The sequence below is a fragment of the Amycolatopsis sp. M39 genome, assembly GCF_001651785.1.
In the GTDB taxonomy this organism is placed as follows: domain Bacteria; phylum Actinomycetota; class Actinomycetes; order Mycobacteriales; family Pseudonocardiaceae; genus Amycolatopsis; species Amycolatopsis rubida.
The window spans coordinates 16,026-42,284 of record NZ_LWSF01000041.1; the positions used below are offsets into that span (position 1 = coordinate 16,026).

Annotated in this window: 24 protein-coding genes, 3 pseudogenes and 1 riboswitch; of the genes and pseudogenes, 8 read left to right on the forward strand and 19 right to left on the reverse strand. The window is 70.4% G+C overall.

Features of this window, described 5'->3' with window-relative positions:
* Positions 1-8 precede the first annotated feature (8 nt).
* From A4R44_RS43275 to A4R44_RS43285, 3 genes are read right to left on the reverse strand one after another with little or no spacing between them, the layout of a single operon-like run.
* Positions 9-827 carry a heme ABC transporter ATP-binding protein gene (locus tag A4R44_RS43275; RefSeq protein WP_067595082.1) on the reverse strand — a complete coding sequence of 273 codons (819 nt, stop codon included), beginning with the start codon at positions 825-827 and terminating at the stop codon, positions 9-11.
* Complete coding sequence (locus tag A4R44_RS43280) at positions 824-1,915, reverse strand: iron ABC transporter permease (RefSeq protein WP_067594999.1); 1,092 nt, start codon at positions 1,913-1,915, stop codon at positions 824-826. Before A4R44_RS43280 ends, A4R44_RS43275 begins: the two co-directional genes overlap by 4 nt.
* Complete coding sequence (locus tag A4R44_RS43285) at positions 1,912-2,886, reverse strand: hemin ABC transporter substrate-binding protein (RefSeq protein WP_232792054.1); 975 nt, start codon at positions 2,884-2,886, stop codon at positions 1,912-1,914. The genes A4R44_RS43280 and A4R44_RS43285 overlap by 4 nt, the downstream gene beginning before the upstream one ends.
* Positions 2,887-3,242: 356 nt before the next feature.
* On the opposite strand from A4R44_RS43285, the gene A4R44_RS43290 reads away from it, so the two are divergent.
* Positions 3,243-3,806, forward strand: a complete 564-nt coding sequence (locus A4R44_RS43290) for a hypothetical protein (protein ID WP_232792055.1) — start codon at positions 3,243-3,245, stop codon at positions 3,804-3,806.
* Positions 3,807-3,860: 54 nt separating this feature from the next.
* On the opposite strand, the gene A4R44_RS43295 is transcribed toward A4R44_RS43290, so the two are convergent.
* The 7 genes from A4R44_RS43295 to A4R44_RS43320 all read right to left on the reverse strand — a co-directional run bounded on the left by A4R44_RS43295 (position 3,861) and on the right by A4R44_RS43320 (position 9,366).
* The gene (locus A4R44_RS43295) at positions 3,861-6,236 is read right to left on the reverse strand and encodes an HAD-IC family P-type ATPase (RefSeq protein WP_067595005.1); all 2,376 of its coding nucleotides are present in this window, start codon (positions 6,234-6,236) and stop codon (positions 3,861-3,863) included.
* Positions 6,237-6,320: 84 nt separating this feature from the next.
* Entirely contained in the window at positions 6,321-6,791 is a 471-nt protein-coding gene (locus A4R44_RS43300) for a nuclear transport factor 2 family protein (RefSeq protein WP_157905159.1), read from the reverse strand.
* Positions 6,776-6,973, reverse strand: a complete 198-nt coding sequence (locus tag A4R44_RS48700) for a hypothetical protein (RefSeq protein ID WP_157905160.1) — start codon at positions 6,971-6,973, stop codon at positions 6,776-6,778. The genes A4R44_RS43300 and A4R44_RS48700 overlap by 16 nt, the downstream gene beginning before the upstream one ends.
* Positions 6,974-7,127: 154 nt before the next feature.
* The gene (locus A4R44_RS48705; protein WP_157905161.1) at positions 7,128-7,274 is read right to left on the reverse strand and encodes a hypothetical protein; all 147 of its coding nucleotides are present in this window, start codon (positions 7,272-7,274) and stop codon (positions 7,128-7,130) included.
* Positions 7,275-7,629: 355 nt separating this feature from the next.
* The gene (locus A4R44_RS43310) at positions 7,630-8,295 is read right to left on the reverse strand and encodes a (2Fe-2S)-binding protein (protein WP_198545669.1); all 666 of its coding nucleotides are present in this window, start codon (positions 8,293-8,295) and stop codon (positions 7,630-7,632) included.
* On the reverse strand, positions 8,292-9,131 hold the full coding sequence (locus A4R44_RS43315; RefSeq protein ID WP_067595008.1) for a CbtA family protein: 840 nt from the start codon (positions 9,129-9,131) through the stop codon (positions 8,292-8,294). The genes A4R44_RS43310 and A4R44_RS43315 overlap by 4 nt, the downstream gene beginning before the upstream one ends.
* A gap of 25 nt (positions 9,132-9,156) precedes the next feature.
* Complete coding sequence (locus A4R44_RS43320) at positions 9,157-9,366, reverse strand: CbtB-domain containing protein (protein ID WP_067595011.1); 210 nt, start codon at positions 9,364-9,366, stop codon at positions 9,157-9,159.
* A 57-nt stretch (positions 9,367-9,423) separates the two neighbouring features.
* A riboswitch (cobalamin riboswitch) is annotated at positions 9,424-9,479 on the reverse strand.
* Positions 9,480-10,402: 923 nt separating this feature from the next.
* On the opposite strand from A4R44_RS43320, the gene A4R44_RS43325 reads away from it, so the two are divergent.
* Together A4R44_RS43325 and A4R44_RS43330 are read left to right on the forward strand one after the other, a co-directional pair.
* Positions 10,403-12,031 carry a GMC family oxidoreductase gene (locus A4R44_RS43325; protein WP_067595014.1) on the forward strand — a complete coding sequence of 543 codons (1,629 nt, stop codon included), beginning with the start codon at positions 10,403-10,405 and terminating at the stop codon, positions 12,029-12,031.
* A gap of 16 nt (positions 12,032-12,047) precedes the next feature.
* On the forward strand, positions 12,048-13,622 hold the full coding sequence (locus tag A4R44_RS43330; protein WP_067595017.1) for a succinic semialdehyde dehydrogenase: 1,575 nt from the start codon (positions 12,048-12,050) through the stop codon (positions 13,620-13,622).
* Here the strand turns inward: A4R44_RS43330 and A4R44_RS43335 are convergent.
* The gene (locus tag A4R44_RS43335; RefSeq protein ID WP_067595021.1) at positions 13,609-14,271 is read right to left on the reverse strand and encodes a TetR/AcrR family transcriptional regulator; all 663 of its coding nucleotides are present in this window, start codon (positions 14,269-14,271) and stop codon (positions 13,609-13,611) included. The two genes, A4R44_RS43330 and A4R44_RS43335, sit on opposite strands and share 14 nt — an antisense overlap.
* An 84-nt stretch (positions 14,272-14,355) precedes the next feature.
* Between A4R44_RS43335 and A4R44_RS43340 the strand changes: the two genes are divergently transcribed.
* Positions 14,356-15,828, forward strand: a complete 1,473-nt coding sequence (locus A4R44_RS43340) for a long-chain fatty acid--CoA ligase (protein ID WP_067595024.1) — start codon at positions 14,356-14,358, stop codon at positions 15,826-15,828.
* 13 nt (positions 15,829-15,841) lie between these two features.
* On the opposite strand, the gene A4R44_RS51600 is transcribed toward A4R44_RS43340, so the two are convergent.
* The 5 genes and pseudogenes from A4R44_RS51600 to A4R44_RS43355 all read right to left on the reverse strand — a co-directional run bounded on the left by A4R44_RS51600 (position 15,842) and on the right by A4R44_RS43355 (position 18,751).
* A complete protein-coding gene (locus A4R44_RS51600) occupies positions 15,842-16,252 on the reverse strand; it encodes a DUF1793 domain-containing protein (protein ID WP_067595027.1) in 411 nt (136 codons plus the stop codon).
* Positions 16,253-16,453: 201 nt separating this feature from the next.
* Positions 16,454-16,624 (reverse strand): annotated as a pseudogene (locus A4R44_RS52015) (glutaminase domain-containing protein); the annotation flags it as partial.
* Positions 16,560-16,784 (reverse strand): glutaminase domain-containing protein, encoded by a 225-nt coding sequence (locus tag A4R44_RS51605; protein WP_067595030.1) that lies wholly within the window; start codon positions 16,782-16,784, stop codon positions 16,560-16,562. The gene A4R44_RS51605 and the pseudogene A4R44_RS52015, both read right to left, overlap by 65 nt.
* 41 nt (positions 16,785-16,825) lie before the next feature.
* Positions 16,826-16,906 (reverse strand): annotated as a pseudogene (locus A4R44_RS52020) (hypothetical protein); the annotation flags it as partial.
* A 60-nt stretch (positions 16,907-16,966) separates the two neighbouring features.
* Complete coding sequence (locus A4R44_RS43355) at positions 16,967-18,751, reverse strand: gamma-glutamyltransferase family protein (RefSeq protein WP_067595033.1); 1,785 nt, start codon at positions 18,749-18,751, stop codon at positions 16,967-16,969.
* 72 nt (positions 18,752-18,823) lie between these two features.
* On the opposite strand from A4R44_RS43355, the gene A4R44_RS43360 reads away from it, so the two are divergent.
* Complete coding sequence (locus tag A4R44_RS43360) at positions 18,824-19,720, forward strand: LysR family transcriptional regulator (protein ID WP_067595035.1); 897 nt, start codon at positions 18,824-18,826, stop codon at positions 19,718-19,720.
* Positions 19,714-19,944, forward strand: a complete 231-nt coding sequence (locus A4R44_RS48710; RefSeq protein WP_157905162.1) for a hypothetical protein — start codon at positions 19,714-19,716, stop codon at positions 19,942-19,944. The genes A4R44_RS43360 and A4R44_RS48710 overlap by 7 nt, the downstream gene beginning before the upstream one ends.
* Here A4R44_RS48710 and A4R44_RS43365 read toward each other — a convergent pair.
* From A4R44_RS43365 to A4R44_RS43375, 3 genes and pseudogenes are all read right to left on the reverse strand, one after another.
* Entirely contained in the window at positions 19,922-20,647 is a 726-nt protein-coding gene (locus A4R44_RS43365) for a trypsin-like serine protease (RefSeq protein ID WP_067595038.1), read from the reverse strand. The genes A4R44_RS48710 and A4R44_RS43365 overlap by 23 nt on opposite strands.
* Positions 20,648-20,853: 206 nt before the next feature.
* Positions 20,854-21,496, reverse strand: a pseudogene (locus A4R44_RS43370) (class I SAM-dependent methyltransferase).
* Between the two features lies 1 nt (position 21,497).
* A complete protein-coding gene (locus A4R44_RS43375) occupies positions 21,498-22,895 on the reverse strand; it encodes an FAD-dependent monooxygenase (RefSeq protein ID WP_067595041.1) in 1,398 nt (465 codons plus the stop codon).
* Positions 22,896-23,007: 112 nt separating this feature from the next.
* Here A4R44_RS43375 and A4R44_RS43380 point away from each other — a divergent pair, with 112 nt between their 5' ends.
* Positions 23,008-23,973 carry an Lrp/AsnC family transcriptional regulator gene (locus tag A4R44_RS43380; RefSeq protein WP_067595044.1) on the forward strand — a complete coding sequence of 322 codons (966 nt, stop codon included), beginning with the start codon at positions 23,008-23,010 and terminating at the stop codon, positions 23,971-23,973.
* A 136-nt stretch (positions 23,974-24,109) separates the two neighbouring features.
* On the forward strand, positions 24,110-26,173 hold the full coding sequence (locus A4R44_RS43385) for a phosphocholine-specific phospholipase C (RefSeq protein WP_067595047.1): 2,064 nt from the start codon (positions 24,110-24,112) through the stop codon (positions 26,171-26,173).
* Positions 26,174-26,259: the final 86 nt, after the last annotated feature.

The following is a 26,259-nucleotide window of genomic DNA, read 5'->3' on the forward strand; positions in this document are numbered from 1 at the left end:
GTTTTCCTTCAGTCGCGTCGGGGCAGGACGATCGGTTTGCCGCTGCCGGGATGGGGGACGATCTCGACCGCGCAGCGGTACACCTCGCTCAGCAGTCCGGCCGTGCACACCTGCTCGGGCGGCCCGACCGCGGCGAGCTTGCCCTCGTCGAGCACCGCGATCCGGTCGGCGTAGGCCGCCGCGAGAGTCAGGTCGTGCAGCACCAGCACCACTCCGGCTCCCCCGGCGGCCTTCGCGCCGACGAGCCGGAGCACGTCCTCCTGATGGCGCAGGTCCAGCGAAGCGGTCGGCTCGTCCAGCAGCACCAGTTCGGTGTCCTGCGCGAGGACCCTGGCGAGCGCCACCCGGGCCTGCTCGCCGCCGGACAGCGTGGGGTACCGGCGTCCGGCGAGATCGGCCACGTCGGTTTCGGCGAGCACCGTCGCGACGATCTCCTCGTCCCGGTCCTGCGACTCGGTCCCCCGCCAGGGCGCCCGGCCCATCGCGACCACTTCCCCGACGGTGAACGGGAAAGACAGCGGATTCTGCTGCGGCAGCACGGCCCGGCGCCGGGCCAGCTCCACCGTCCGCCACTGGCCCGCCGGACGCCCGGCAACCGTCGCGGTGCCCGCGTCCGGGGCGAGATCGCCTGCCAGCACGGACAGCAGCGTGGTCTTGCCCGCGCCGTTCGGCCCGACGACCGCGAGCACCTCCCCGGCGCGCGCTTCCAGGTCCACCGCGTCGAGCAGCGCGCGACCGCCCGCCCGGACAGTGGCCTGCCGCACCGCGGCCAGCGGTTCGATGCCCGGGCCGCGCCGGTCGAGCGGAAGGCGCACGACTGTGCTCATGCCCATCCTCCGGAGCTTTTCCTGGTGCGCAACAGCAGAACGAAGAAGAACGGCCCGCCGACCAGCGCGGTGAGGATGCCGATCGGGAGATCGGCGAACGGGAACAGCGTGCGGGCGAGCAGATCGGCCAGCGACAGGAGCACCGCGCCGCCGAGCGCGCTCGCCGGCAGCAGCACCCGGTGGCCCGGACCGGCGATCATCCGGATCAGGTGCGGCACGACCAGCCCCACGAACCCGATGATCCCCGAGTACGACACCGCCGCGGACACCGCGACCGCGACCACCAGGACCGCGGTCAGCCGCAGCGATTCGACGTTGACGCCGACGTGCCGGGCCTGCCGGTCCCCCAGCGAAAGCAGGTCGAGCTTGCGCGCCAGCACCAGCGCGACGAGTACGCTCGCCACCGCCAGCGGCGCGACGGTGTACACGTACGGCCAGCGGCTCGACGCCATCGAACCCAGCTGCCAGAACACGATCTGCTCGCGCGCGCTCTGGTCGCCGAGGAAGACGAGGAACGCGATCGCCGCCCCGGCCACGGCGTTCACCGCCACTCCGGTCAGGATCAGCGTGACGACCTCGGTCCGGCCCTTCGACCGGGCGAGCAGATACACCGTCAGCACCGTGGCCAGTCCGGTGGCGAAGGCGAGCGCGGGCGTGGTGAACGTGCCGAGGAAAGTCCAACCGCCCACAATGGACAGACAGGCGCCGACCGCGGCCCCGGACGACACTCCCACGACCCCGGGTTCGGCCAGCGGATTGCCGAAAACGCCCTGCATCAGCGCGCCGCACACGCCCAGCACGCCGCCGACGATCAGCGACAGCACCACCCGAGGGAACCGGACCTGCCACAGCGTGCCCTCGGCGTAGCTGTCCATGCCCGCCGGAGCGGAGCCGATCCCGATCCGGTGCAGGATCGAGCCGAGCACGTCCGGAACCGGGATCCCGTACTGCCCGGCCGCCGCCGAAACCAGCGCCACCGCGAGCAGTCCGGCGACGAGCACGGCGAACAGCACCGTGACGCGCAGCGGACGTCTCCGGAGGCCGGGCTCCGGCAGCACCGCGACGGGTTTCTCCTGGACCGCGCTCATTTCGCCGCCTTGACCGAATCCGGCGCGTAGACCGCACGGGCCAGCGCGTCGAGCACGGACGCGGTCAACGGGCCGAAACTGAGGATCTGGTAGTCGCTCAGGTCGACGAACCGGCGCTTCTTCGCGGCCGGGGTCTGCGCGAGGCCGGGAATCGCCAGCGCGCCGTCGACGCCGCCGACCGACTCCAGGCCCTTCGTCATCATCAGCACGAGATCCGGCCGCGCCCGGCTCAGCGCCTCCGGGTTGATCGGCCGCATGCCGTCGATGCCCGCCTCGGCCGCCACGTCCACGACGCCGAGCGCGGAAAGGATCGACTCGACGCCGCTGCCCTTGCCGAACATGTAGTAGACGCCCGCCTGCCCGCGGACGTAGAGGAACGCCACGCGCGGCCGCTTCGCCGGATCCGCGGGAACCAGGTGCGCGATTTCGGCTTTCTTCCGCGCGATCTGGCCGTCGATGCGGTCGGCCAGCTGTTTCCCCGCCGCAGGGACGCCGAGCGCGGCGGCGACGCTGCCGACCAGCTCGCGGGTGTTGTCCATCGAGCGCTTCGAGTCCACCACGACGACCGGCACGTGCGCGTCGCGCAGTTGCAGCACCACGTTCCACGGGCCGATCGACGTGTCGGTGAGCACCACGGTCGGTTTCAGCGCCATGATCGCTTCGCCGTTGAGCTGGTGGCCGTTCGCGGTGATCACCGGGAGCTTTTCCGAACCGGGGAAGCCGGTGGACACGTCCCGGCCGATCACCCGGTCGCCGAGCCCGAGGCCGAACACCGTCGCGGCGAGCGTGCCGGACATGTCGAACGCCAGGATCCGGCTCGCGTCGGAGACCGTCACCTTCGTTCCCTGGAAATCCGTGACTGTCACCGGAAGCGCGGGCTTCGGTTCCGGCGCCACCGGCTGGATGTCCGGCTGTGCCACGACGGCGGTGGTCGGGCCGGTGTAGCCGCGGGGGTCGGCAAGCGGTTTCACCTGTGCCAACGGCGTTTGGCCCGGCACCGCCGCGGGGACTTGCGGCGGTGCCGCCCCCTGCCCGCCGCAAGCGGTCACGACGAGTGCCGCGCACACCCCCGCGGCCCATCTCCCGGACCGGACGACTCGACTCCAGCGCACCGCGCCCCTCCCCTTCGGCAAGCCGGCCGCGCGACTGAGGCGACCCTCACTTCAAGTTGTTAGGTTAGGCTTACCATATCGAGTGAGTTTTGGGTAAGCTGCCGGTGTTCCTCATTTCGGAGCGTGTTCCTCGGCGCTTCTCGTGTCCCCCGAACGGATTTCTCCCCACCCGACAGCGGTCTCGGTATTCCACGGAACTAAGGAGCGCTTCCCCGATGTCTCAGCACATCTCCCCCGCAGACCGCTCAGCCGCCGCCCAGATCCGCCGCAAGCGGCAGAGACGCGCCGTGCTCGGCCTGGTGCCGGCCGCGGTCGTCGGCCTGCTGCTCGGCGCCGCGGGAGCCGCGTCGGCCGCTTCCGGCACCGCGACCCACAACGGGCACACGCTCACCGCGTCCAACGCCACCGGCCTCGCTGCGGCCGGGGAAACGATCACCGTCACCGGTTCCGGCTACGACCCGGCGAAGGGCTACTACCTCGCGCTGTGCCAGGTCCCCGACGACTACAGCTACGGCCAGGTCCCGAGCCCGTGCGCCGGCGGCGACGGCCAGGGCAGCACCGGGGTCGGCCCCTCGGCCTGGGTGACGAACAGCCCGGTCGGCGGCAGCGCCTCGACCCCGATCGACTCCAGCGGCGGCTTCAGCGCGCGGATCCGGGTCAAGCAGGCCAGCACCAATCTCGACTGCGCGACCGTGACCTGCGCCGTCGTCAGCCGGCGCGACCACCTCGGGTCCGCCGACCGGTCCTTCGACGTGTTCATCCCCGTCTCGTTCAGCTGACCCCTCGGTCCGTGCGGGGGACTCTGATTCCCTCCGGGTTCCCCGCACGGACCTTCAGCGAGTGCCGATCCGGGTTCCGATCCAGCGGCCGATCTCGATCAGCACCACTCCCGCCGCCGCGCAGATCACCGCGATCAGCGTGTACCCCGTGTTGCTCGGGTCCAGCTGGAAGATCTCCCGCGTCCACGGCAGCAGGAACATCAGCGCCGACACCACCGCCATCGTCGCGACCAGCGCCGCCTTCCACCACGTATACGGCCGCGCGACCACTGCCAGCACCCACAACGCCAGCGCCATCAACGTCATCAACGCCGTAGTACTCGCCTGCACCTGCGCGGTGCCGGTGGTCGCGTGGCCCGGGTGGACCAGGATGTACGACACGAACGACGCGGCCCCGATCACCACCCCGGCCGGAACCGCCATCCGCAGCACCCGGCCGACGAATCCGGGGCGCGCGCGGTCGTTGTTAGGGGCCAGCGACAACACGAACGCGGGCAGGCCGATGGTGAACCAGCCGACGATCGTGACATGCCGGGGCAGGAACGGATACGGCATCGCGTCCAGGCCGATCAGCCCGGGCACGCCGACGATCAGCGCCAGCAGCACCGAGTACACGGTCTTGGTGAGGAACAGGTTCGCGACGCGTTCGATGTTGCCGATCACCCGGCGGCCCTCGCCGACGACCTGCGGCAGGGTCGCGAAAGCGTTGTCCAGCAACACGATCTGCGCGACCGAACGAGTCGCCGGGCTGCCCGCGCCCATCGCGACGCCGACGTCGGCGTCCTTCAGCGCGAGCACGTCGTTGACCCCGTCGCCGGTCATCGCGACGGTATGCCCACGAGCCTGCAACGCGGCGACCATCGCCCGCTTCTGCGCCGGAGTCGCCCGGCCGAACACCGCGGTCCCGTCAAGCTGCGAAGCCAACTCCCCGGGATCTTCGGACAGGGTCCGCGCGTCGACCGGGGCCTCGCCGCCGGGCAGGTCCAGCGCGCGGGCCACGCCGCCGACCGACACCGCGTTGTCGCCCGAAATCAGTTTCACCGCGACGCCTTGGGCGGCGAAGTAGTCCAGCGTTTCGCGCGCGTCGCCGCGGATCTTCTGCTCCAGCACGGCCAGCGCCACCGGCGTGACCCTGCCCGGCCCTTCCGGCGCGTCGACCGCGTTCGCGGCCCGGCCGAGCAGCAGCACCCGCAGGCCCTGCGCGCCGATCCGTTCCGCTTCCGCGCGTTCCTCCGATTCGGCGGGCAGCAACACGTCCGGCGCGCCGAGCACCCAGTCGCCGTGCTCGCCGAACGCCGCGCCGCTCCACTTCCGGGCCGAGGAGAACGGCACCACAGCGGTCGGCCTCCAGTCCGGCGCGGCCGGGCAGCCCTCGGCGATCGCGACCAGGCTGGCGTTCGGCCGCGGGTCGGCGGCGGCGAGCGCGGCCAGCACCGTCTCCGGCACCTCGCCCGCTTCGTGCAGCCGCCGCAGCTCGGACAGCCGCATCGTGTTCTCGGTGAGCGTGCCGGTCTTGTCCGCGCAGACGACGTCCACCCGGGCCAGGCCCTCGATCGCGGGCAGCTCGTTGACCAGGCACTGCCGCCGCCCCAGCCGGATCACGCCGACCGCGAACGCGACCGACGTCAGCAGGATCAGGCCCTCCGGGACCATCGGGACGAGCGCCGCGACCATCCCGCGCAGCGCGTCGGGCAGCCGCTGCGAACCGGAAAGCTGGTTGTAGATCGACAGCCCGCCCGCCGGGACCAGCAGATAGGTGATGACCTTCAGGATCTTGTTGATCCCGTTCCGCAGCTCCGAATCGACCAGCGTGAACCGGCCCGCCTCCTCGGCCAGCTTCGCCGCGTACGCCTCCGAGCCCACCTTCGTCGCCCGGTACGCGCCGTTCCCGGCCACCACGAAACTGCCGGACATGATCGGGTCGCCCGCGCGCTTCACCACCGGATCCGACTCGCCGGTGAGCAGCGATTCGTCGACCTCGAGCGCGTCCGCCGCCAGCACCTCGCCGTCGACCACCACCTGATCGCCCGCGCCGACCTCGATCACGTCGTCGGCCACGACCTCCTCCGGGGCCAGCTCGCTGCTGACCCCGTCGCGGCGGACGCGCGGACGCACCTGGCCGACGATCGCGAGCCGGTCCAGCGTCCGCTTGGCGCGCAGCTCCTGCACGATGCCGACGACGCTGTTCGCCACGATCACCCCGGCGAACAGCCCGTCCAGCAGGTAGCCGGTGGAGAAGATGATGACCGCGAGCACCGCGAAGATCGCGTTGATCCGGGTGAAGACATTCGACCGGACGATCTCCCACGCGCTGCGGCTCGTGCGCGAGGGCACGTCGTTGGTCCGTCCCGCGGCGACCCGCTCGGCCACCTCGGCCGCGGTGAGCCCGCGCGTGCTGTCCTGCGTGAGCAGGCCGTCGTCCCCTGACATGGCTTCGACCTTACGCAGTTTCCGGGCAAACCCGTCACGCCGCCGCCCCCGGCGGGTCCGCCCGTTCGGGTGACTCGGCGCAGGTCACCGGCCGAGGCGGGTCGCGCGGACCTCCCGGGTGTCGAGCAGATCGAGGTGCGCCTCGCGGCGCGCGAACCGCCATCCGCCGCCGGTCTTCGCGTAGCGGTCGAGGTAGTGCCGGTGCCACACCGCGTCGGCGAATCGGCCGTCGCGCGGGCCGACGTGGTGGGCGACGCAGGTGATCCGTCCTCGCGCGGCGGGATTGCCGCCGGGGTCGAAGACAACGCCGGTGATGCCGTGTGCGGTCAGCGGCACGTCATCCAGCACCGATAACGCGGCCGCTACGCCTTCGGGACTGGGATGTTCCCGGACCGGGCCGAAGTCGTGCGGCGGATCCGGCAGCACGAGCACCCCGTCGCCGCCGAACAACTGGGCGACACCCGCGAAATCCCGCTCGTCGACGCGGGCTGCGTAACGGTGCACGAGATCGTGCAGCGCGGCCCATTCCGCCACCGGGATCACCAGTCCCGCCACGGGACGATCGACGGCAAGACCCGCTCGGCGATTACGCGGCTCACCTCGACCGGGTCCTCGTCGAGGTACAGCAGCGAACCCGGCGTGCGGTCCGCTCCGGAGCCGATGTCCAACGTCGGGTCCAGGCACCGGCGACGCCCGGGCAGGTCGGCAGTTCGGGAATCCGGGCCCGGTCCTGCCACGCGAACTGCGCGTGCGCCTCGCCGCTGTGCGGTTCGGCCAGCTCGGTGACCGTGACGTGCAGTCCGCGATTCGGCCGGGACAGCCGGATCCGCGGCGCGACATACCCGAGGACCGGCGTGAAGAACGCCAATAGCGGCCGCCGCACGCCCGGGGTTAACAGTCCGCGCTTGCGCCATCCGGCCACGCTTGCTCGTACGGCGGGGCGCCGTCGCCGGTCCACGCCCAGCGGTCGTCGTGCGCGACACCGGGGAGGCGCAGGTTCTCCGGCAGGTGATCGAGCTGGTGCCCCTCGTTGAACACCGGGCCGAGCCTATGGACCACGACGGCCTGGCGGCGGCAACCGTCCCGGCGACTGGGACGCGGTTCAGCTCAGCCACTTCTTCGGCGGCGGGTACACGTACCGCGCGATCGTCGTGCTCGCCCAGCCGATGCAGGAGCCGACGAACACCGGCAGCACGACCCACCTCGTGTCCGCCGCGGAGCACTCCGGCGAGCAGGAAGACGAGCCCCCACGCGACGAGCAGCCCGGCGCTGTAGGTCCAGCGGGTGCGATACCTGCGCATGGCGGCCTCCCGATGTTCTCCCTGTCCAGTTGTTCCTCGCGCAGATCTCGATCGCAGGTTCACTGGGGAGATTTTCGGCATTCGGGCACAGTTCAGGCGAGCACGCAATCCCCGCATTTCGGGCCGTCGCGATCCGGTGCCGCCCGATAGAAAAGACAGCAGCTGCGACGACGGAACCGCCCGTTCTCCCGAGTCGCGGTTCCGGAAAGCTCCGGCAGTTCCTCCAGCGCGGCGACAATCCCCGAGACCCGGTCAGTCCACTCTGGACGCTCGGACCGCAACACTGTCACCGCCCCGTTCAGCGCCGACGCCACGTTCCCCCGCCGAACGTTCCGCGCCAGCGAGAACTGCGCCATCGCCTTGTCCAACCGCGCCACCGGACCGCGCAGAACCCGTTCCGCGAACGCACTGACCACATCGGACTCGACCGGCGATTTTTCCGCCAGAGACAACGGAAACGCGCCACCCAGCTTCGGCTGCCACCACGCCGTCGAATAGTCCGGCACCGCTCGCGCACCGACCGCGAGACCGAGCGCGGGCGAGATGATCCGAGCCGCCAGCCCGAGATGCGCGATCGACGCCGCGACCCGCAGTTCCACGAAATCGCCGCCGAGCACCGACCGGTTCCGCGCGATGCGTTCGCGCAGCACCGGGCCGTCGTCGAGGACCTCGGACAACGGACGCCACGGCCCGGCCGGTTCCCCGGCCGGATGCGTGTCGACAGCGAAGAACGGGCCCAGTCCGGTCAGCGGGTTCACGCCTCGACGGTAACCGCGCGCCCGCGGTCGAGCACGCGTTCGGCGAGCGGGCCGAACACGAGCGCGATGGTCCCCCACAGGATGACCTGCGCCAGCACCGAGCAGAGCCGGAACCCGGCGAGCGTGTCGGCAGGGAACCCCGGGTACACGATCTGGCCGTCGGGACCCTTGAGCGGCAACGGGGTTTCGCTGGCCTGCGGGCCGTACTCGGCGACGTTGGAGGCCAGCGACCCGAGCGACGGCAGCAGCGCCATCAGCAGCGCGCACAGCACCACGAACCCGGCGCCCGCCACGAGTGTCGCGTTCCAGTTGCCCAGTCTCGGCGCGAGCCGCTTGCCCGCGACGACGGCCGCGACCAGGAAAACCACCGACGCGACGACCATCGTCAGGTACAGCCCGGTGCGCGCGCCGATGGTCGCCTCGTGCCCGATCGCCGGCGGGTTGGCCGGGTACTTCAGGAACGGCACGAGGTACAGCGACAGGAATCCGGCCCCGGCCACGAGCACCGCCAGCACCCGCGCGCGGATCCGGCCGACGCGGCCCAGCAGCACGGTGTACACGACGGCGAACAGCAGGCCCATGGCCACGCCGAAGAGCACCATCCCGAGCCCGATGCCGAGGTTGCCCTGCACCGCGCGGCTGAAGACCTCGTGCCCCTCGGGCTCGACCGGCAGCCCGGCGGCCTTGTCGAGCGCCGTCTGCGCCTCGTCGCGGCCGGATTCGTAGTCGATGGCGGCCTGGATCGCCGGCTCGGCGAAGATCCGCGCGAAGACGAACGCCAGCACTCCGCCCAGCGCTCCGGCGAGGAGGCCGCGCAGAATCAGCTTGTTCTGCATTGTTCGGTTGTCCGTTCCGCGCGCGTCAGTGGCAGGGGAAGCCGAGGAAGTGCCGCGCGTCGTGGACGAACTCGTGCACGTGCGTGTCGCTGCCGAAGATCGAGACCGCGCCCTGGTCGACGCCGATGAAGTAGTACAGCAAGAGCGCGCCGACGACGGTCGCGCCGAGCAGCAGCACGGCTTTCGACACGGGCAAGACGACCGGGGTGGACCGATCGGCCGGAATGGTGGCCATGGCTCTCCTTCGGGATGACGCGTCCCTTGCGGGTGGACCTCGACGACGGCTCCTCGACCTGACTCGCCCGGGATGGGCACACAGTGGCGCGACCGTGCCGGAATCCCACCGGCTTCGGGAAGCCGTCGCGCGAGCAGCACGGTACGGCGGCGCTGGTCCGCAGTCAATCGAACCGGAGCCCGATGTGTCCGCTATCGCCTGGTTTGCACAGCCGGTGTGCGCGGGGTCGCACCGAACGGAGCAAGACCGCTCACGCGGGGCCGCGGGAGAAGGCCAGGTGCTCCGGGCACAGGCAGAGCGTGCGCCCCCCTCCGGAGGCTCGCCGTCTCCCCCAGCCGCTCCAGCCACCGGACGAGGCGGGCCTGGCGGACGTTCAGCGCCCGCAGGACGTCGCCCTTCAAGACCAGCTTCCCGAGACCGCCGATCCCCGGCTCTCCCCTGACGGGACCTCGGTCAGGTGCGGGCCCCGCAGATCCAACGTCGCCTCCCCGGCGGTTGGCTTCCTCGGTCCCATGGAGGGTTTCTCAGTAGCTGCGGTGCGCAGTCTCGCTACGCCCGGGCCGCGTGACTCCCTGCTCCCGCACGCGCACACCGACCAGACCGCGCCCATCGGCCAGGGACAACTTCAGGCGCTCCTGTCACCGCGCCTGCGGGGTTCTGCCTCCTGCCGAGACACGCGACGCCCGCGAAGGCGCGACACCCGCGAAGGCGCGACACCCGCGAAGGCGCGACACCCGCGAAGGNCGACACCCGCGAAGGCGCGACACCCGCGAAGGCGCGACACCCGCGAAGGCGCGACACCCGCGAAGGGCTCCTTGAGGGAATCTGATTCCCTCAAGGAGCCCTTCGCGGACCTCAGCGGGAGAAAGCCACGCAGCCGGTCTCGCCAGCCAATGCTCCGCAGCGCTGAGAAAACCTCACGAGGGCGAGTCCATCAGGTTCGCGCGCGAGGCGTTGCGCGTCCGACGGGAAAGCTATACCGTGCCTTAACTAGAACAGGTTACAGTTTCGGCGGGGCGCGGGACGAGGAGCGGACATGGCAGCCAGGGTGGCCCGAGGCAACGAAGCCGACTACGTGGTCGTCGGGTCGGGCAGCTCGGGAGCTGCCGTCGCCGGGCGGCTCGCGGAGTCTGGGGCCAGCGTGATCGTGCTCGAAGCGGGCAAGAGCGACGAGCAGCTGCTGTTGCGCAAGCCGGGGTTGGTGGCCCCGTTGCACGCGGTGCCCCAGCTGAAGAAAATGAGTGACTGGGGGTTCTCCTCGGTCCCGCAGAAACATGTTCTCGATCGGCGCCTGCCGGTGCCGCGCGGGAAGGTGCTCGGCGGCTCCAGTTCGGTCAACGGGATGGTCTACGTCCGCGGCAACCGGGCGAATTTCGACTCCTGGGCGGCCGAGGGCAACACCGGCTGGGACGCCGACAGCGTCAACGCCGCGTACAAGCGCATGGAGGACTTCGAGGACGGCGAGAACGCCTTCCGCGGCGCGGGCGGGCCGATCAAGATCACCCGCAACAAGATCCCGCAGGAAGGCACGCTGCAGTTCCTCGACGCGACGGCCGACGCCATCGGCTGCGAGATCATCGACGACTACAACGGGCCGTCGCAGGAGGGCGTCAGCCGGATGCAGCAGAACGCTGCCGACGGCCTGCGCTACAGCGCCTCCCGCGGCTACCTGCATCACCTCGCGCCTCGGACGCTTGAGATCCAGTCCCGCGTGTTCGTGCGGAAAGTGGTGATCGAGAACGGCCGCGCGACCGGTGTCGAGGTGACCGACGCCAACGGCGGGCACCGCACGGTCCGGGCGGGCAAGGAGGTCATCCTCGCCGCCGGGTTCGTCGGGTCGCCGCAGCTGCTGATGCTGTCCGGGATCGGGCACGCCGAGCACCTCAAGGAGCACGGCATCGACGTGCTCGCCGATCTGCCGGTCGGCGACAACCTGCACGACCACATGTTCCACGCGCTGACGTTCCAGGTGTCGTCGTGCAAGAACAAGGGCACCGCACCGTATTTCGCCCGCGGGATGGCCCGCGAGCTGCTCAAGCCGGGCTCGACGTTCCTCGCGAACTCGGTGTTCGAGGCGCTCGCGTTCCTCAAGACGTCGCAGGCCACGACGGTGCCGGACCTGCAGCTGCACCTGCTGCCGTGGGCGTACGTGTCGCCGAACCAGGACGCGCCGGTCCGGCATCCGGTCGACAAGCGGCCGGCGCTGACCGTGCTCGCCACGCTGATCTACCCGAAGAGCCGCGGCACGATCCGGCTCTCCTCGGCCGATCCGGCCGCCGCGCCGCTCATCGACCCGCAGTACCTTTCCGACCCGGCCGACCTCGAAGTGCTCGGCGAGGGATCCGAGACGGTGCGGGAGATCTTCGCCTCGAAGGCGTTCAAGGGCTCGGTCAACGAGGAAATCCACCCGGGCAAGCAGCTGCGCGGGCAGGAACTGCGCGACGCGATCCTCAACCGCGCGACGTCGGTCTACCACGGCGTCGGCACCTGCCGGATGGGCGTGGACGACCTCGCCGTCGTCGGGCCCGACCTCAAGGTGCGCGGGGTCGACGGGCTGCGGGTCTGCGACGCCTCGATCATGCCCTCGATCACCGGCGGCAACACCAACGCGCCCTGCATCATGATCGGCGAAATGGGCGCGCAGCTGGTCCTTTCCGGCAACTGACGGGAGCGCGAGACCCATGACCCTCACCCCGGCCCGGCCCACCCGCCCGGCTTCGGCGACCGACGAACTCCTCCGCGGGCTCGTCGCGCGCGTCCCCGGCTCGGGCGGCGCGGTGTGGCCGCTCACCGAGGTCTACACCGGCGACGTCCTGGTGGAGCTGCCGCAGTCGACGCCCTCGGACATCGAGCAGGCGTTCGCCGCCGCGCGGACGGCACAGGCGAAATGGGCCGCGACGCCGCTCAAACAGCGGCTCGCGGTGTTCCGGCGGGCGCATTCGCTGTTCATCGACCGCGCACGGACGATCGCCGACCTGATCCAGATCGAAAGCGGCAAGAACCGGCGGATGGCGATCGAGGAAACGTGCGATCCGCCGATGATCATGAGCCACTATCTGCGGCGCGCGCCCAAACTGCTGGCCCCGACGCGGCGCGGCGGACCGGTGCCTCTCGTGTCTTCCTCGACCGAGATCCGGGTGCCCAAGGGCGTGGCCGGGATCATCGCGCCGTGGAATTTCCCGTTCGCCACCGGCATTTCCGACGCTATTCCGGCCTTGCTGGCAGGTAACGCGGTGGTGTTGAAGCCGGACAACAAGACCGCGCTTTCGCCGCTGTACGGGGTGCACTTGCTCGAAGAAGCCGGGTTGCCGCAGGGCCTGTTCCAGGTCGTGTGCGGCGAGGGCCCGGACGTCGGTCCGACGCTCATCGGCCAGGCGAACTACGTCATGTTCACCGGCTCCACCGCCACCGGGAAGGTGATCGGCGAGCAAGCGGGCCGGAACCTGATCGGCTGCTGTCTCGAACTCGGCGGCAAGAATCCGATGATCGTGCTGCCGGACGCCGATTTCGCCGACGCGGTTCCGGGCGCGGTGTTCGGCGCGTTCGGGAACACCGGGCAGATCTGCATGCACATCGAGCGGATCTACCTGCCGGAGTCGCGCTACGAGGAATTCAAGGAAGCCTTTGTGGCCAAGGCTTCTTCGCTGGATGTGCGGGCGGCGTACGATTTCGGCCCGGAAATGGGCTCGCTGGTCTCGGTGGACCACCTGAACCGGGTCAAGTCCCATGTGGACGATGCGGTCGCGAAGGGAGCCACCGTCTTGTGCGGCGGGCGTCCCCGGCCGGATCTGGGCCCGGCGTTCTTCGAGCCGACCATTCTGGAAGGCGTCACGAAGGACATGCTGTGCGGGGTCACCGAAACGTTCGGCCCCGTAGTCGCCTTGCATCGCTATCGGACAGTGGACGAGGCCGTCGAACTGGCCAACGACACCGATTACGGGCTGAACGCTTCGGTGTGGGGCAAGGACATTCGCGCGGCTTCCGCGGTGGCGGCCCGGTTGGAGACGGGCAACGTCAACGTGAACGACAGCCTGGCGACCGCGTACGCCGCCAAGGGAACACCTTCCGGCGGCGTGAAGACGTCCGGAGTAGGTGCCCGGCATGGCGACCAGGGGCTGTTGAAGTACACCGACGTGCAGAACCTGGCGGTGCTGAAGAAGCCGGTGATGAGTCCGCGACCGGGGCAGAAGTACGAGAAGTACGTGGAAGGAATGCTGTCCGGGCTGAAGATGATGCGGCGGCTCAGGATCCGGTAGTGTCCGCAATGGACTGACGCACGACCTGGACCACCTTGCCCTCCGCTCCGGTCAATCCGTTGAGCCGGGCGCGGCGCGTCAACAGGCCGCCCAGGACCAGCTCGACCAGTTGCGCGCCCACCTGCTCCGCCGACACCGGACCGGCCGGGTCGAACCACGTCCACGCCCAGTGCGCCGAGCCGAAGATCAGCAGGCTCTGCACCTCGACGTCGCACGGACGGAACTCCCCGGACGCGATCCCTTCGGCCAACGTCGCGCGCACCAGGTCGAGGTATTCCGCGCGCATCCGGCGGCCCTCGGCCATCGCCTCGTGGTCGGCGAGCCGGACGACCTCGCGCTGGAACGCGACGGTCGCCTCCCGGTCGACCACTTGGTACAGCACGAACGCGTACAGCAGCCCGGCCAGTTGCCGGGTTGGCGTCGCGAGGCGGTCGCGGATCAGCGCGGCCTCGGCGAGCCTGCGGCGCATGTACGACTCGTGCAGCGCGGCGAGCAGCCGGTCCTTCGTGCCGAAGTGGTGCACGATGGTGCCCTTCGACAGCCCCAGCTCGCCGGCGATGTCGGAGAAGTTCGTGGCGTCGTACCCGCGCTCGGCGACATACCGGGTGAACGTCGCGAGGATGTCCCCGGCGCGGCCTTTGGATGGCATCGGCCCACTGTAACCGAAGGTTTGACCACTGACCGTCCGTACGGTTACCTTCGTCGTGGTCCCCGGCGACGAAGGAGTCTCGGCATGGCATCGAGCTTGGCGCAGTGGATTGCCCGGCGCGGCACCATCACCCCCGGGTCGGTCGCGCTCGTCGCCGCCGAGACCGGCGAACGGATCACGTATGCCGACCTCGAACGCCGGGTCGCGGGGCGAGCGGCGGCGCTGCGCGCACTGGGCGTGCGCAAGGGCGACCGGGTGGCCTTGCTGGGCTTGAATTCCACCGGCTACCTCGAAACGCTCTTCGCGGTCGCGTGGCTCGGCGCGATCACGCTGCCGATCAATTTCCGGCTCGCGGCGGCCGAAATCGAGTACCTCCTCGACGACGCCCGGCCCGTGGTCGTGGTGCACGACGACACCTTCGCCGCACTCGCGAAGGAGGCTTCGGGCGCGCGGACGCTGGTCAGCGACAGCGAACTCGTCCAGGAAGGCCGCGTCGAACCCGAACCGGCCGGGCCGGACGACGTCGCGGTGCTGATGTACACCTCCGGCACCACCGGCCGTCCCAAAGGCGCCATGCTCACGCACGGCAACCTGGAGGCGAACGCGATCAACGTGCTCACCTCCGGGGAAGGCATCCTCCCCTCGGACATCACGTTGACGGTGGCCCCGCTCTTCCACATCGGCGGGCTGNNCGCGGGCGGCACCGTGGTGGTCGCGGGCAAGTTCGATCCACAAGAGACACTCGCGCTGATCCAGCGGGAAAAGGTCACCGTCCACTTCATGGTGCCCGCGATGTGGGCGGCGATGACGCAGGTCCCGGATTTCGATTCCTACGACCTGTCGCGGCTGCGGTACCTGCTGTGCGGCGGCGCGCCGTGCCCGCTGCCGGTGATCGAGTTCTACGAGGACAAGGGTCTGACCTTTGCGGAGGGTTTCGGGATGACCGAACTCTCCCCCGCCGCGCTGGTGCTGGAATCGGCGTTCGTGCGCTCGCACGCCGGGTCCGTCGGACGGCCCTTCCTGCACGTCGAGGCGCGGATCGTGGACGAACGCGACGACGACGTGCCCACCGGAACGGTCGGCGAACTGGTGCTGCGCGGCCCGAACGTCTTCGCCGGCTACTGGGGCCTGCCCGAAGCCAGCGCCGAGACCCTGCGCGGCGGCTGGTTCCACTCCGGCGACCTGGCCCGCTGCGACGCCGACGGTTTCGTGACCTTGGTGGACCGCAAGAAAGACATGATCATTTCCGGCGGCGAGAACGTCTATCCGATCGAGGTCGAGCAGGTGCTGCACCGGCATCCGGACATCGCCGACGTCGCGGTGATCGGCGCGCCGGATCCGCAATGGGGCGAAACCGTGGTCGCGGTGGTGGTGCCCGCCGGAGACTCGCTCGACGGGGACGCGGTGATCGCTTATTGCCGGGAGAGGATCGCCGCTTTCAAGTGTCCGCGCCGGGTCGAGGTGGTGGACGAGCTTCCGCGCAATGCCACGGGGAAGCTGCTCAAGCGCGAACTCCGGTCTCGCTACACCGACTCCGCCGCTTCGGTCTCCCGGTAATGCCGTCAGCGGGTTAGCTGAACCGCAGTTTCCCGGACCGCCGGTTCTGGATTCGCCGCCACGAAGTCGTCGAAGCGGCCGGGCGCGGCAGCAAAACCAGGCACCCAGCGGCGACCGGGCGTGCTTGGAAGCCCGATTTCCGGGCGTCGGCGACGAAATACCAGCCGGAGAACGGGACCCGGGAGCCAGTCGTATCGGCGAAGCTGTAGACGCCTTCGACGAGCGTCGTGCGGATGTCGGTGTGGCCGGTCAGCCAGGCGGCCGTCCACAACTCCCAGTCGGCCTTCGTGTCATCGTGGCGGAGGTCCAGCGGGACGGCGTGTGCGCCTCGTTTCGACTGATACCAGGCGGCTTCCCGCGCGGCGGCGCCGAGCGGAACCAGGTCGAGGCCCACCATCCGCAGGTGCGAGCGGTCGTCGGCCAACGTCGTCCACTGGCTGATGTACGCAGGGCATCGGCGGAATTTCCGGTGACATCGGCGAGAACCGCCATCGCGCCTACGCCGATGACGCCCTTCAACGCGAGGTTGGCGCTGTGCGCGATCCAGCCGGTGAAGTCGCCGGCCTGGTTTTGGTTGCCCGGGTCGAGAGTGTCGCCGACCAGGTATTCGGCCCAGGCGCTGCACGACTGCGGCCGACATGATGAGCATATTGGCCGATTCCTCGACCGGCATGCTTTCCTCGTTGCCGTCGTTGTGGATAAGAGGGTGCCGGTGTCGTGCTCCGAAAACGTCATCGGCCAGCCGCCGTGCTCCGCGTGGTCCAGCACCGGTAGACCACGTCCACTGTGGACACATTGCCGCTGGACGAGATCTCCGTCAGTAACGCCCACGGCGAGCCGTTCCGGTCGACCAGTTCGGTGCCGCCGAAGGCTTGGCGCAGGGCGAGCGCACAGATCGCCGCGTAATGATCGTCGGCCGCGGCAGATGCTTCGCTGTCGATCCGCTGGTCCACCACGGTGCCAGCTGCGCACCGAGGTAGCTGACCGCGGGCGTGCGCACGTGCCCGATCGCGACCACCAGCGGGTCGGCGTCCGCGCCCGGCTGGACGGCGCCCAGGTCTTTGGCGAACGCGAGCACGGGCCGGCGGTCGTTGATCGCCCGCGGCTGGTCCGGGTCGCTCGTCCCGGACAGCGCGGGTCACCGCCCAGCGGCATACCCTTGCGCGCCACGCGAATTCGCCGCCGCCGAAAGCACACCGGTCTCCGGATCCTTAGCCACCGCGCACAACCGCCCCTCCGACCACGGCCCGCCGACCGTCACGTCGTGCCCCCGGCTTTCCAGCGCGGCGATCACGTCCGCGCCGATCCGCGACTCCACCGTCACGCTGCCCGCCGCCATGCCGCGCGGGTAGAACGAACTCGGGAAGCTGTCGGTGTGCCAGTTCGGCGCGTCGATCGCGCCTTGCAGGTCGAGTCCGCCGCGGACCTTTTCGCGCAGCGCCGCGGCAAGGAAGAAGTGGAAGTTCCACTGGTCCTGCTGGTCGCCGCCGGGGGTGCCGAACGCCATCACCGGGACGCCGTCGCGCAGTGCGAGCGACGGCGAGAGCGTGGTGCGCGGCCGTTTCCCCGGGACGAGCGAGTTCGGCAGGCCCGGGTCGAGCCACGCCATCTGCAACCGGGTGCCCAGCGGGAAGCCCAGCTCCGGCACCACCGGGTTGGACTGCAGCCAGCCGCCGCTCGGGGTCGCGGCGATCATGGTGCCCCAGCGGTCGACCACGTCGAGATGGCAGGTGTCGCCGCGGGTCAGGCCATCCTTCGCGACCGTCGGCTCCCCCGCCCCGATCGCCGGCGCGGTGACCCCGCCGCCCGCGACGTAATGCACGTGCCGGCTCAGTTTCGGCTCGCGGCTTTCGGGGCTGCCCGGCCGCAGGTCGAAGGACGCGCGCTGGCCGATCAGCTCGCGCCGGGCCGCGGTGTACTCCGGGGAAAGCAGCGCCTCGATGGGCACCTCCGTGCTGTCGCCGTACCAGGCTTCCCGGTCGGCCATCGCGAGCTTCGTGCCCTCGATGAGCCGGTGGTAGTACTCCGGCGTCGCGTACTCCAGCTCGTCCGGCAGGAGGGCGAGCTGCTGCAGAAAGACGGGACCCTGGCTCCACAGCCCGGCTTTCGCGACCGTCCAGCCGTTCCAGGTGGAGGTGACCGGGTCCTCGTAGGCCGGGCGGAACGCGGCGATGTCGTCAGCGGTGAGGGTCCCCGCGTGCCGTTCGCCGGAAGAGTCCATCGCCGGTTTCGCGGCGAAGGCGGCGAGTGCTTCGGCGACAAACCCCTCGCGCCACGCCTTCCGCGCCGCCTCGATCTGCGCTTCCCGGTCGCTCCCGGCCGCCTCCGCTTCCGCGATCAGGCGGCGCCAGGTCTCCGCGAGGGCGGGATTCTTCAGCAGCCCGCCGGGTTTCGGCGCGACCCCGCCGGGCAAGTACAGCTCGGCCGACGTCGTCCATTCGTTCTCGAACAGCTCCCGGACGGTCTCCACCGTCGCGCCGACGCGCTCGACCGCCGGATGGCCGTCCGCCGCGTAGTGAATCGCATACTTGAGCACCTCGCGCAGCGGCTTCGTGCCGTGGTCGTGCAGCAGGAGCAGCCACGCCTCGACCGCGCCGGGCACGGCGGCGGCGAGCGGGCCGGTGCCGGGGACGAGGTCCAGGCCGAGCGAGGTGTAGTGCTCGATCGTCGCTCCGGCCGGCGCGGGGCCCTGCCCGCACAGCACCTGGGGCGTGCCACCCGCCGGGGCGAGGATCATCGGCACCTCGCCGCCGGGCCCGTTGAGGTGCGGCTCGACGACGTGCAGCACGAACGCGCCCGCGACTGCCGCGTCGTAGGCGTTGCCGCCGTCCTCGAGCACCGCCATCGCGGCCGCCGAGGCGAGCCAGTGAGTGGACGACACCATGCCGAAGGTGCCCTGCAACGTCGGGCGCGTCTGGACCATGGGCCCTATCGTCGCGCGCGGGCTGGCGGTACGTCAAAGACATCTGAGACACCAGTCCGATAGCGTATCGCTATGGAACGCCGCCAGCTGGAGTACTTCGTCGCGATCGCCGAGCACGGCGGGTTCACGCACGCGGCGCGGGCGCTGCGGGTGGCGCAGCCGTCGTTGTCGCGGGCGATCGCGAAGCTCGAACAGGACCTGGGCGTCGAGCTGTTCCATCGGGTCGGGCGCAACGCGGTGCTGTCGAACGCCGGCGAACTGCTGGCCGAGCGCGCCCGGCTGGTGCTGCGCGACCTCGACGCCCTGCGCGCCGCCGCGCGGATGGCGGGTGAAGGACCAGCCGGGCGGATCGACGTCGCGGCCACGTCGTCGTCCGCGCTGGAGCCGGTGATCAGCATCGTCGCCGAAATGCGCACGCGGTATCCGGGCGTGCTGGTGAGCACGTCGGCGGCGTTGTCGGCGGCCGAGGTGGTCGCGATGGTGGTGCAGGGCCGGTGCGAGGCCGGGGTGTGCGGGAGCGCGGAACGCCCGGCCGGGCCGGGTCTGGTCGCACATCATCTGCGGGACGAGGAACTGCTGCTGGTCGCCCCGCCGGGCACGGAGATCGGGGCGGACGGGGCCGTGGAGCGGGCCGAACTCAGCGGCATGCAGTTCGTGGTCACCACGTCGCCTACCGCAGTGCGCGGCTTCTTCGACCGGCTCGCGGCGAGCGTGCCGGACCTGTCGATCGCGGCCGAGGTGGGCGACCGGAGCGTGGTGCTGCCGATGGTGCTGCGCGGGATCGGCGCGAGCCTGATGCCGGACGGCTGGGCGGAGCTGGCCCGCCGGGCCGGTGCCCAGGTGCTCCGGTTCGCGCCGCCGGAGACACTCCCGCAGTGGCTGATCTACCGGTCCGGGCCGATGACCGCGGCGACTCAGGCGTTTCTGGACATCACCACTGGCGGGACCGACAGCATCGGCGCGTGGTGACCGTCCGGGTACGGCTCCCCCACCGCGTGCGCGGCGAACGGGCTCGTCCGGACGCCGGTGCACCAGGTCGGCCGGGAATCGAGCACATCGCCGAACCCGCGAACGGCGGCGTCCTCCCGGCTCTGGTGGCGGTGTCCGGCCCGGAACTCGTGGTGGGGCGCGACGAGGCCGTGCGCGCCCTGCGGAGCGCCGTTTCGACGGTCAGCCTTCGATGGTCTTCTTGATCCACTCCAGCTGGCCGAAGACGTCGCCGTCGGCCGCGAGACTGCTGCGGTCGGATTTGCTGGTAACCCCCACCAGCGTGTCGCGATCGACGGTGGACATGACCGGTCCGCCGGAGTCGCCGCCCGCCGTGACGCCCGCCGTGGTCAGCGCGCAGAAATCGGTGCCGCCGGAGACGGTCATGCCGTCGCAGCGCGGGTCGTCGGGGTCGATGACCTCGGCGTCCACCTGCTTGAGCACGTCGGACTGGCAGCTGTTCTCATCGCCGGGACAAGTCGCGCCCCAGCCGAGCTGACGAACCGTCTCGCCCGGCCGCACCGGTCCGCCGGTCGGCAGCTTCGCCGGGGTGATGTCCATCGGGGTGACTTTGATCAGCATGATGTCGGCCAGCGTGTGGTTGTCGCGGCTTCCCGGGACCGGCTTGACCACGGTGCCGAGCCGCTGGTCGAGATTGCCGACGCGGAACTCGATCCGGGAGTCCGCGATGGGCTCCGCGGCTTCGGCGAAGCAGTGGTCGGCGCTGATGATCCACTCCCGGCTGATCGCGGTGCCGGTGCATTCGGGTTTGCCGTCGACCAGCATCCGCACCGCCCACGGTCCGTAACCGCTGACCGAACCGCCGATCACCGCCGGCGCCGGGGCCGCTCCCGCCACGGCGACCAGGGCAGCGGCGGAGGCCAGGAAGGCGAACCGGCGCAGTTGCATGGCGAGGGCATCCTTCCGGCAGCGGACGGCGACACCATCAGGACGCGTCGGCTGGCGCGGGGTTGCGCCTCGGGAGCGGCAATCCCGGCGAGAACCGGGATTGCCGCTCACGAGGCCTGGGCGCCGGGAGCGGCCCCGGTCCAGATCTCCCGGACCAGCGGCCCCTCATCGAGATACCTGGCGTAGCTGGGCCTCGGCTGAACTGCTCAGGCCGGACGGCGAGCGTAGACAACCGCTTGCGGCACCTCGCTGTCCAGCTGTTCCACCCACTCCGCCTCGACGCTGAACCCGGCCTCGCGCAACCACTCCGACACCTGCGCGGGACGCCGGCGATGGACGCGCACCCGCATTCGGATGCCCGCCGTACCCTCGCGTCTTCACCCTCGCCACGTCACCGACGTGAAAGCCGATCGCGACCGGCGCTCCGGGCCGCAGCACGCGGTGGAACTGCGCGAGCGCGGCGGGCGCTTCGTCGTCCGGGACGTGGATCAGCGACCACCACGACAGCAGCCCGGCCACCGAAGCGTCGGGCAGCGGGAGCGCGGTCATCGAGCCGACCGCGAACCGCGATCCCGGGTGGTCTCGCCGGGCCACCTCGATCATGCCGGGCGAGAGGTCGAGGCCGAACGCGTCCAGGCCGAGGCCGTTCAGGTGCGCGGTGACGTGCCCGGTGCCGCAGCCGACGTCGGCCACCGGGCCGGTTTCGCGCACCAGCGAAGCGAACAATCCCAACGTCATGCGCAGCGAAGGGCTTCGGGCGATCGAGTCGCGCAACCGGTCGGCGTAGCTGACGGCGACGGTGTCGTACGAGGTCCGGGTGTCGGTCAGCCAGGTCCGCACGACGGCCACGCTAGCTCACCGGCGCGCCGAACCACTGGCGGATCGCGGGCTCCAGAGCGTCCGGATCACCAGTCCACGCCACATATCCGTCCGGACGGACCAGCATCGCTTCGGCACCCGTCTCCACGCGGTCGACCCGGTCCGCCCACCGCGCCGCCACCTCGCCGAACCGCTGTTCGGGGTCCACGAGAACACCGCGTGCGGCGCGCAGTTCCGGGCCGAGGCCGGGCGCGGGAAGCCCCACCAGCGGGTGGTCCGCGCTGCCCGGGACGGCATAGCGGAATCCCATGCCGGACAGCATGTCGTCCAGCAGGTACTGAACTCCGGGCAGCTGCACCAGGTCCGCGAACAACGACCGGGCCGCGGCCGAATCGGGGCCGTCGTCCAGGAGCAGCGACTGCGCTTGGACGTTGCGCAGCACCGCCGCGCCGACCGGATGCCGTTCCGCGTGGTAGCTGTCGAGCAACCCCTCGGGCGCGGTGCCGCGGACCGCCGCGGCGAGCTTCCAGCCGAGATTCATCGCGTCCTGGATTCCGGTGTTCATCCCTTGCGCGCCAAGCGGAAGATGCACATGCGCGGCGTCGCCGGCGAGGAAGACGCGGCCGTGCCGGTACTGCGCGGCTTGCAGCGCGGCGTTGGTGATCCGGCGCGCGTAACGGAGTTCGACCAGCTCCACCCGATCGCCGAAGACCGTCTTCAGCCCGGCGCGGAGTTCGTCCTCGGTGACCGGGACGTCCCGTTCCAGCGACCAGCCGGGTCCGCCGAGCGTCAGACGGCGCAACGGCCGCCCTTCGGCGTCGGTGCCGAGCGGGAACACCTGCGCGCGGTAGCCCTCCGGGGTGATCGTGTGCATCGGGACCTCGGCGCTCAGCCGCACGTCGGCGGCCACCATGGTCGCCGTCCCGGCACGGCCGGAGAACTCCGCGCCGAGCAGCTTGCGGACCGTGCTCCGCCCGCCGTCGGCCGCGACCAGGTACCGGGCCCGGATCACCGCACCGTCCGCGAAGGTCGCGGTGACGCCGTCCGCATCCTGCTCCAGCGCGGCCAGCTCGTGGTTTCGCCGAATGGGAATTCCCCGCGCGGCAAGGTGTTTCTCCAGGAATCCTTCGATCACTACCTGCGGGAGCGACCGCCACGGGAACCGGTGCCGCCCGCGGACCAGCGGCAGCAGATTGCCCGCGAAATGCGCGGTGGTGACCGGGTAGTCGCCGGTGGCCAGCAACGGTTCGAGCAGGCCGCGCTGGTCGAGCGCCTCCTGCGTGCGGGACTGCAGCCCGCCGGCCTTGGACAGGTCGCTCGCCCGCGGCAGCCGGTCCGCCAGCACACAGGACACTCCGGCAAGCTGGAGTTCGTTCGCCGTCGTCATCCCGGTCGGACCGGCGCCGACGACGAGCACCTCGGCAGTCATGATCTCTCCCCTCGTGGGTCGGTGTTCGGAACCGACTCTCGGCTCGGCACCAGGTCGCGGGCCAGAAAACGACCCGGATGCGGCGGATTCCGACACCGGTACCTTCAAGAGGGTGGATTCTGACTACGACGATCTCGACCGGCAGCTCGTGCACGCGCTGCAGATCGACCCCAGGGCACCGTTCAGCGCGATCGCCGAGGCGCTCGGTGTGTCGGATCGCACCGTCGCCCGCCGCTACACCCGGCTTCGGTCGACCGGGGCGGTCCGGGTCATCGGCGGCGTCAACGAGGCGGCTTTCGGTGCCGTGCAATGGTTCCTGCGCATCCGGTGCGCACCCGCAGCGGCGGGCGTGGTCGCCGAGGCACTCGCGCGGCGGCCGGACACCGCGTGGGTGAGCCTGACCTCCGGCGGCACCGAAATCACCTGCGCGGTCCGGCTCGAAAACGCAGCCGACAGCGAAGCGTTGCTGCTGGCCAAACTCCCCCGCACGCCACGGGTCGAAGGTGTCACCGCGCATTCGGTGCTGCACGCGTTCTACGGCGGCTCCGACAGCGTGGTCGCCAAAATCGGCACGCTGGACGACGCCGCCGTCGCCCGGCTGCGCCCACCGCCGATCCCCCTCCGGCCAGGCCCGGCGACGCTCGACGACGGCGACCGCAAGCTCCTCGCCGCCCTCGCCGACGACGGCCGCGCCGGATTCGAACCCCTCGCCGCCGCGACCGGCTGGTCCCCGACCACCGTCCGCCGACGCATGGCGGAACTGCGCGAACGGGACGTGCTGTACCTCGACCTCGACCTCGACTGGCGGTTGTACGGCAAGGGGATCCGGACCCTGCTGTGGCTGTCGGTCGCCCCGGCGGCACTGGCGGAAACGGGCACCGCGCTCGCCGCGCACCCGGAAGTCGCCTACGCCGCCGCGACCACCGGCCCGACCAACCTGTACGCGACAGTGGTCTGCGCCAGCCATCAAGAGCTGTACCGCTACCTCACCACCAGCGTCGCCGCGCTCCCCGCGGTCACCCACGTGGAAACAGCACCGGTGATCAAGACGGTGAAACAGGCAGCGAACCGGCTGTGACGCAGTACGAACGGGCGCCATCCCGGCCGGCGGTTGACAGCGCGCGGATCATCCATCGATGATGCGTTCGGCCTTTCCCGGTGGGAAATTCCCGAACGCGTCCGCGAACTGTCCCCGACTTTTCGAGGAGACATCGATGTCATCGGTCAGCCGTCGCAGATTCATGCACCTCGCCGCGGCCACCGCCGCCGGCACGGCTCTGCCCGCGAGCATCGCGCGGGCGGCTTCGGTGCCGGCCGCCGTGCGCACCGGCACCCTCGCGGACGTCGAACACGTTGTCGTGCTGATGCAGGAAAACCGGTCTTTCGACCACTATTTCGGCACCCTCAACGGCGTCCGCGGCTTCGGCGACCCGCGCCCGGTTTCGCTGCCGAGCGGGAAACCGGTGTGGAACCAGGCGGACTCCTCCGGTGCCGAGACCCTGCCGTTCCGGCCCGCCGAGGACAACCTGGGCCTCACCTTCATCGAGGACCTCAACCACGACTGGAACGGCACGCACACGGCGTGGAGCACCGGCCGGTGGGACCAGTGGATCCCGGCGAAAACCAGCACCACGATGGCGTACCTGACACGCAAGGACATCCCGTTCCACTACGCGCTCGCCGACGCGTTCACCGTCTGCGACGGCTACCACTGCTCGATGCTGTCCTCGACCGACCCGAACCAGTACTACATGTACACCGGCTGGACCGGAAACGACGGTTCCGGCAACGGACCGGTGCTGGGCAATGAAGAATCCGGCTACGGCTGGACCAGTTTCCCGGAAATCCTGGAAAAGGCCGGAGTTTCGTGGAAGATCTACCAGGACGTCGGCAACGGTCTCGACAAAGAGCACAAGTGGGGCTGGACCGATGACGCCTACATCGGCAATTACGGCGACAACTCACTGCTTTATCTGACCCAGTACCAGAAATCCACGCAAGGCACACCGCTCTACGACAAGGCGCGCACCGGCACGCACGCCGCCGCGGGCGACGGTTTCTTCGACCACCTCACCGCGGACGTCAAGGCGAACCGCCTGCCGCAGGTTTCCTGGGTGGTGGCCCCGGAAGCGTACTGCGAACATCCGGCGTGGCCCGCCAACTACGGCGCCTGGTATGTCTCCGGCGTGCTCGACGCGCTCACGTCGAATCCGGACGTGTGGAGCAAAACCGTCCTGCTCATCACCTACGACGAGAACGACGGTTTCTTCGACCACGTCGTCCCGCCGTACCCGCCGCGCGACGCGAACTGGGGCAAATCGACGGCGAGCGTCGCCGGAGAATGGTACGAAAGCGGCGCGGCCGCGTCCTACACCAAAGCAATGCCTTACGGACTCGGCCCGCGCGTGCCGCTGCTGGCCGTTTCGCCGTGGAGCACCGGCGGCTGGGTCTGCTCGCAGACTTTCGACCACACCTCGCTCATCCAGTTCGTGGAAAAGCGATTCGGCGTGCACAACCCGAACATTTCGCCGTGGCGCCGCGCGGTGTGCGGGGACCTCACGTCGGCGTTCGACTTCACCGGAGCCAACAGCGGCGTCCCGGCCCTGCCCGGCACCGGCGACTACCAACCGCCCGCCGACCACCGTACCCCGCCGACCTACCACCCGGTTCCGCCGTCGAACGGCTCGCTCCCGAAGCAGGAACCCGGCACTCGCAAGGCCCGCGCGCTGCCGTACGACCTGGCCGCGGACACCGAGGCCCGCGACGGCCGGATGTACTTCACCTTCGCCAACCTCGGCGACGCCGGAGCCGGATTCCACGTGACGTCCCGGATGCGCTCGGACGGGCCGTGGCCCTACACCGTGGAAGGCCACAAGTCGGTCGCCGACAGCTGGCAGCTGCCCGGCGGCGCGGGAGATTGGTACCAGTACTCGGTTTTCGGCCCGAACGGCTGGCTCCGCGAACAGGCCGGGACGATCGGCGGCTTGGGCCCGGAAGTCACCGCGCGGCACGACGCGGGCTATGTGACGGTGACGTTCGCGAACCCGACCAGCCAGACGGTCACCTTCACCGGCGTCGACGCTTACGCGCCGGCCGAGGCTTACCAGTACACGCTCGCCCCGGGCACGTCGCGCACGGTGCCGAAGTGGGGCGTGGCCAACGGCTGGTACGACATCACGGTCAAGGCGGATCACGACGGGCAGTACGTCCGGCGTTTCGCTGGCCACGCCGAGACCGGCCGACCTTCCACCAGCGACCCGGCCATCGCGACGAGCTGATCGCCGGTGCGGGGAACCCTGAGAGGGTGTTTCGAAAGCCGCGTGGTCAGTCGCTGAATCCGTGTGTTACTCGGAAGCTTGCACAC

Bases quoted from the DNA above. Each gene is read 5' to 3' on its own strand.
- A4R44_RS43275 (WP_067595082.1), bottom strand. From the start codon at position 827: ATGAGCACAGTCGTGCGCCTTCCGCTCGACCGGCGCGGCCCGGGCATC.
- A4R44_RS43280 (WP_067594999.1), bottom strand. From the start codon at position 1,915: ATGAGCGCGGTCCAGGAGAAACCCGTCGCGGTGCTGCCGGAGCCCGGC.
- A4R44_RS43290 (WP_232792055.1), top strand. From the start codon at position 3,243: ATGTCTCAGCACATCTCCCCCGCAGACCGCTCAGCCGCCGCCCAGATC.
- A4R44_RS43295 (WP_067595005.1), bottom strand. From the start codon at position 6,236: ATGTCAGGGGACGACGGCCTGCTCACGCAGGACAGCACGCGCGGGCTC.
- A4R44_RS43315 (WP_067595008.1), bottom strand. From the start codon at position 9,131: ATGCAGAACAAGCTGATTCTGCGCGGCCTCCTCGCCGGAGCGCTGGGC.
- A4R44_RS43320 (WP_067595011.1), bottom strand. From the start codon at position 9,366: ATGGCCACCATTCCGGCCGATCGGTCCACCCCGGTCGTCTTGCCCGTG.
- A4R44_RS43325 (WP_067595014.1), top strand. From the start codon at position 10,403: ATGGCAGCCAGGGTGGCCCGAGGCAACGAAGCCGACTACGTGGTCGTC.
- A4R44_RS43330 (WP_067595017.1), top strand. From the start codon at position 12,048: ATGACCCTCACCCCGGCCCGGCCCACCCGCCCGGCTTCGGCGACCGAC.
- A4R44_RS43335 (WP_067595021.1), bottom strand. From the start codon at position 14,271: ATGCCATCCAAAGGCCGCGCCGGGGACATCCTCGCGACGTTCACCCGG.
- A4R44_RS43355 (WP_067595033.1), bottom strand. From the start codon at position 18,751: ATGGTCCAGACGCGCCCGACGTTGCAGGGCACCTTCGGCATGGTGTCG.
- A4R44_RS43360 (WP_067595035.1), top strand. From the start codon at position 18,824: ATGGAACGCCGCCAGCTGGAGTACTTCGTCGCGATCGCCGAGCACGGC.
- A4R44_RS43365 (WP_067595038.1), bottom strand. From the start codon at position 20,647: ATGCAACTGCGCCGGTTCGCCTTCCTGGCCTCCGCCGCTGCCCTGGTC.
- A4R44_RS43375 (WP_067595041.1), bottom strand. From the start codon at position 22,895: ATGACTGCCGAGGTGCTCGTCGTCGGCGCCGGTCCGACCGGGATGACG.
- A4R44_RS43385 (WP_067595047.1), top strand. From the start codon at position 24,110: ATGTCATCGGTCAGCCGTCGCAGATTCATGCACCTCGCCGCGGCCACC.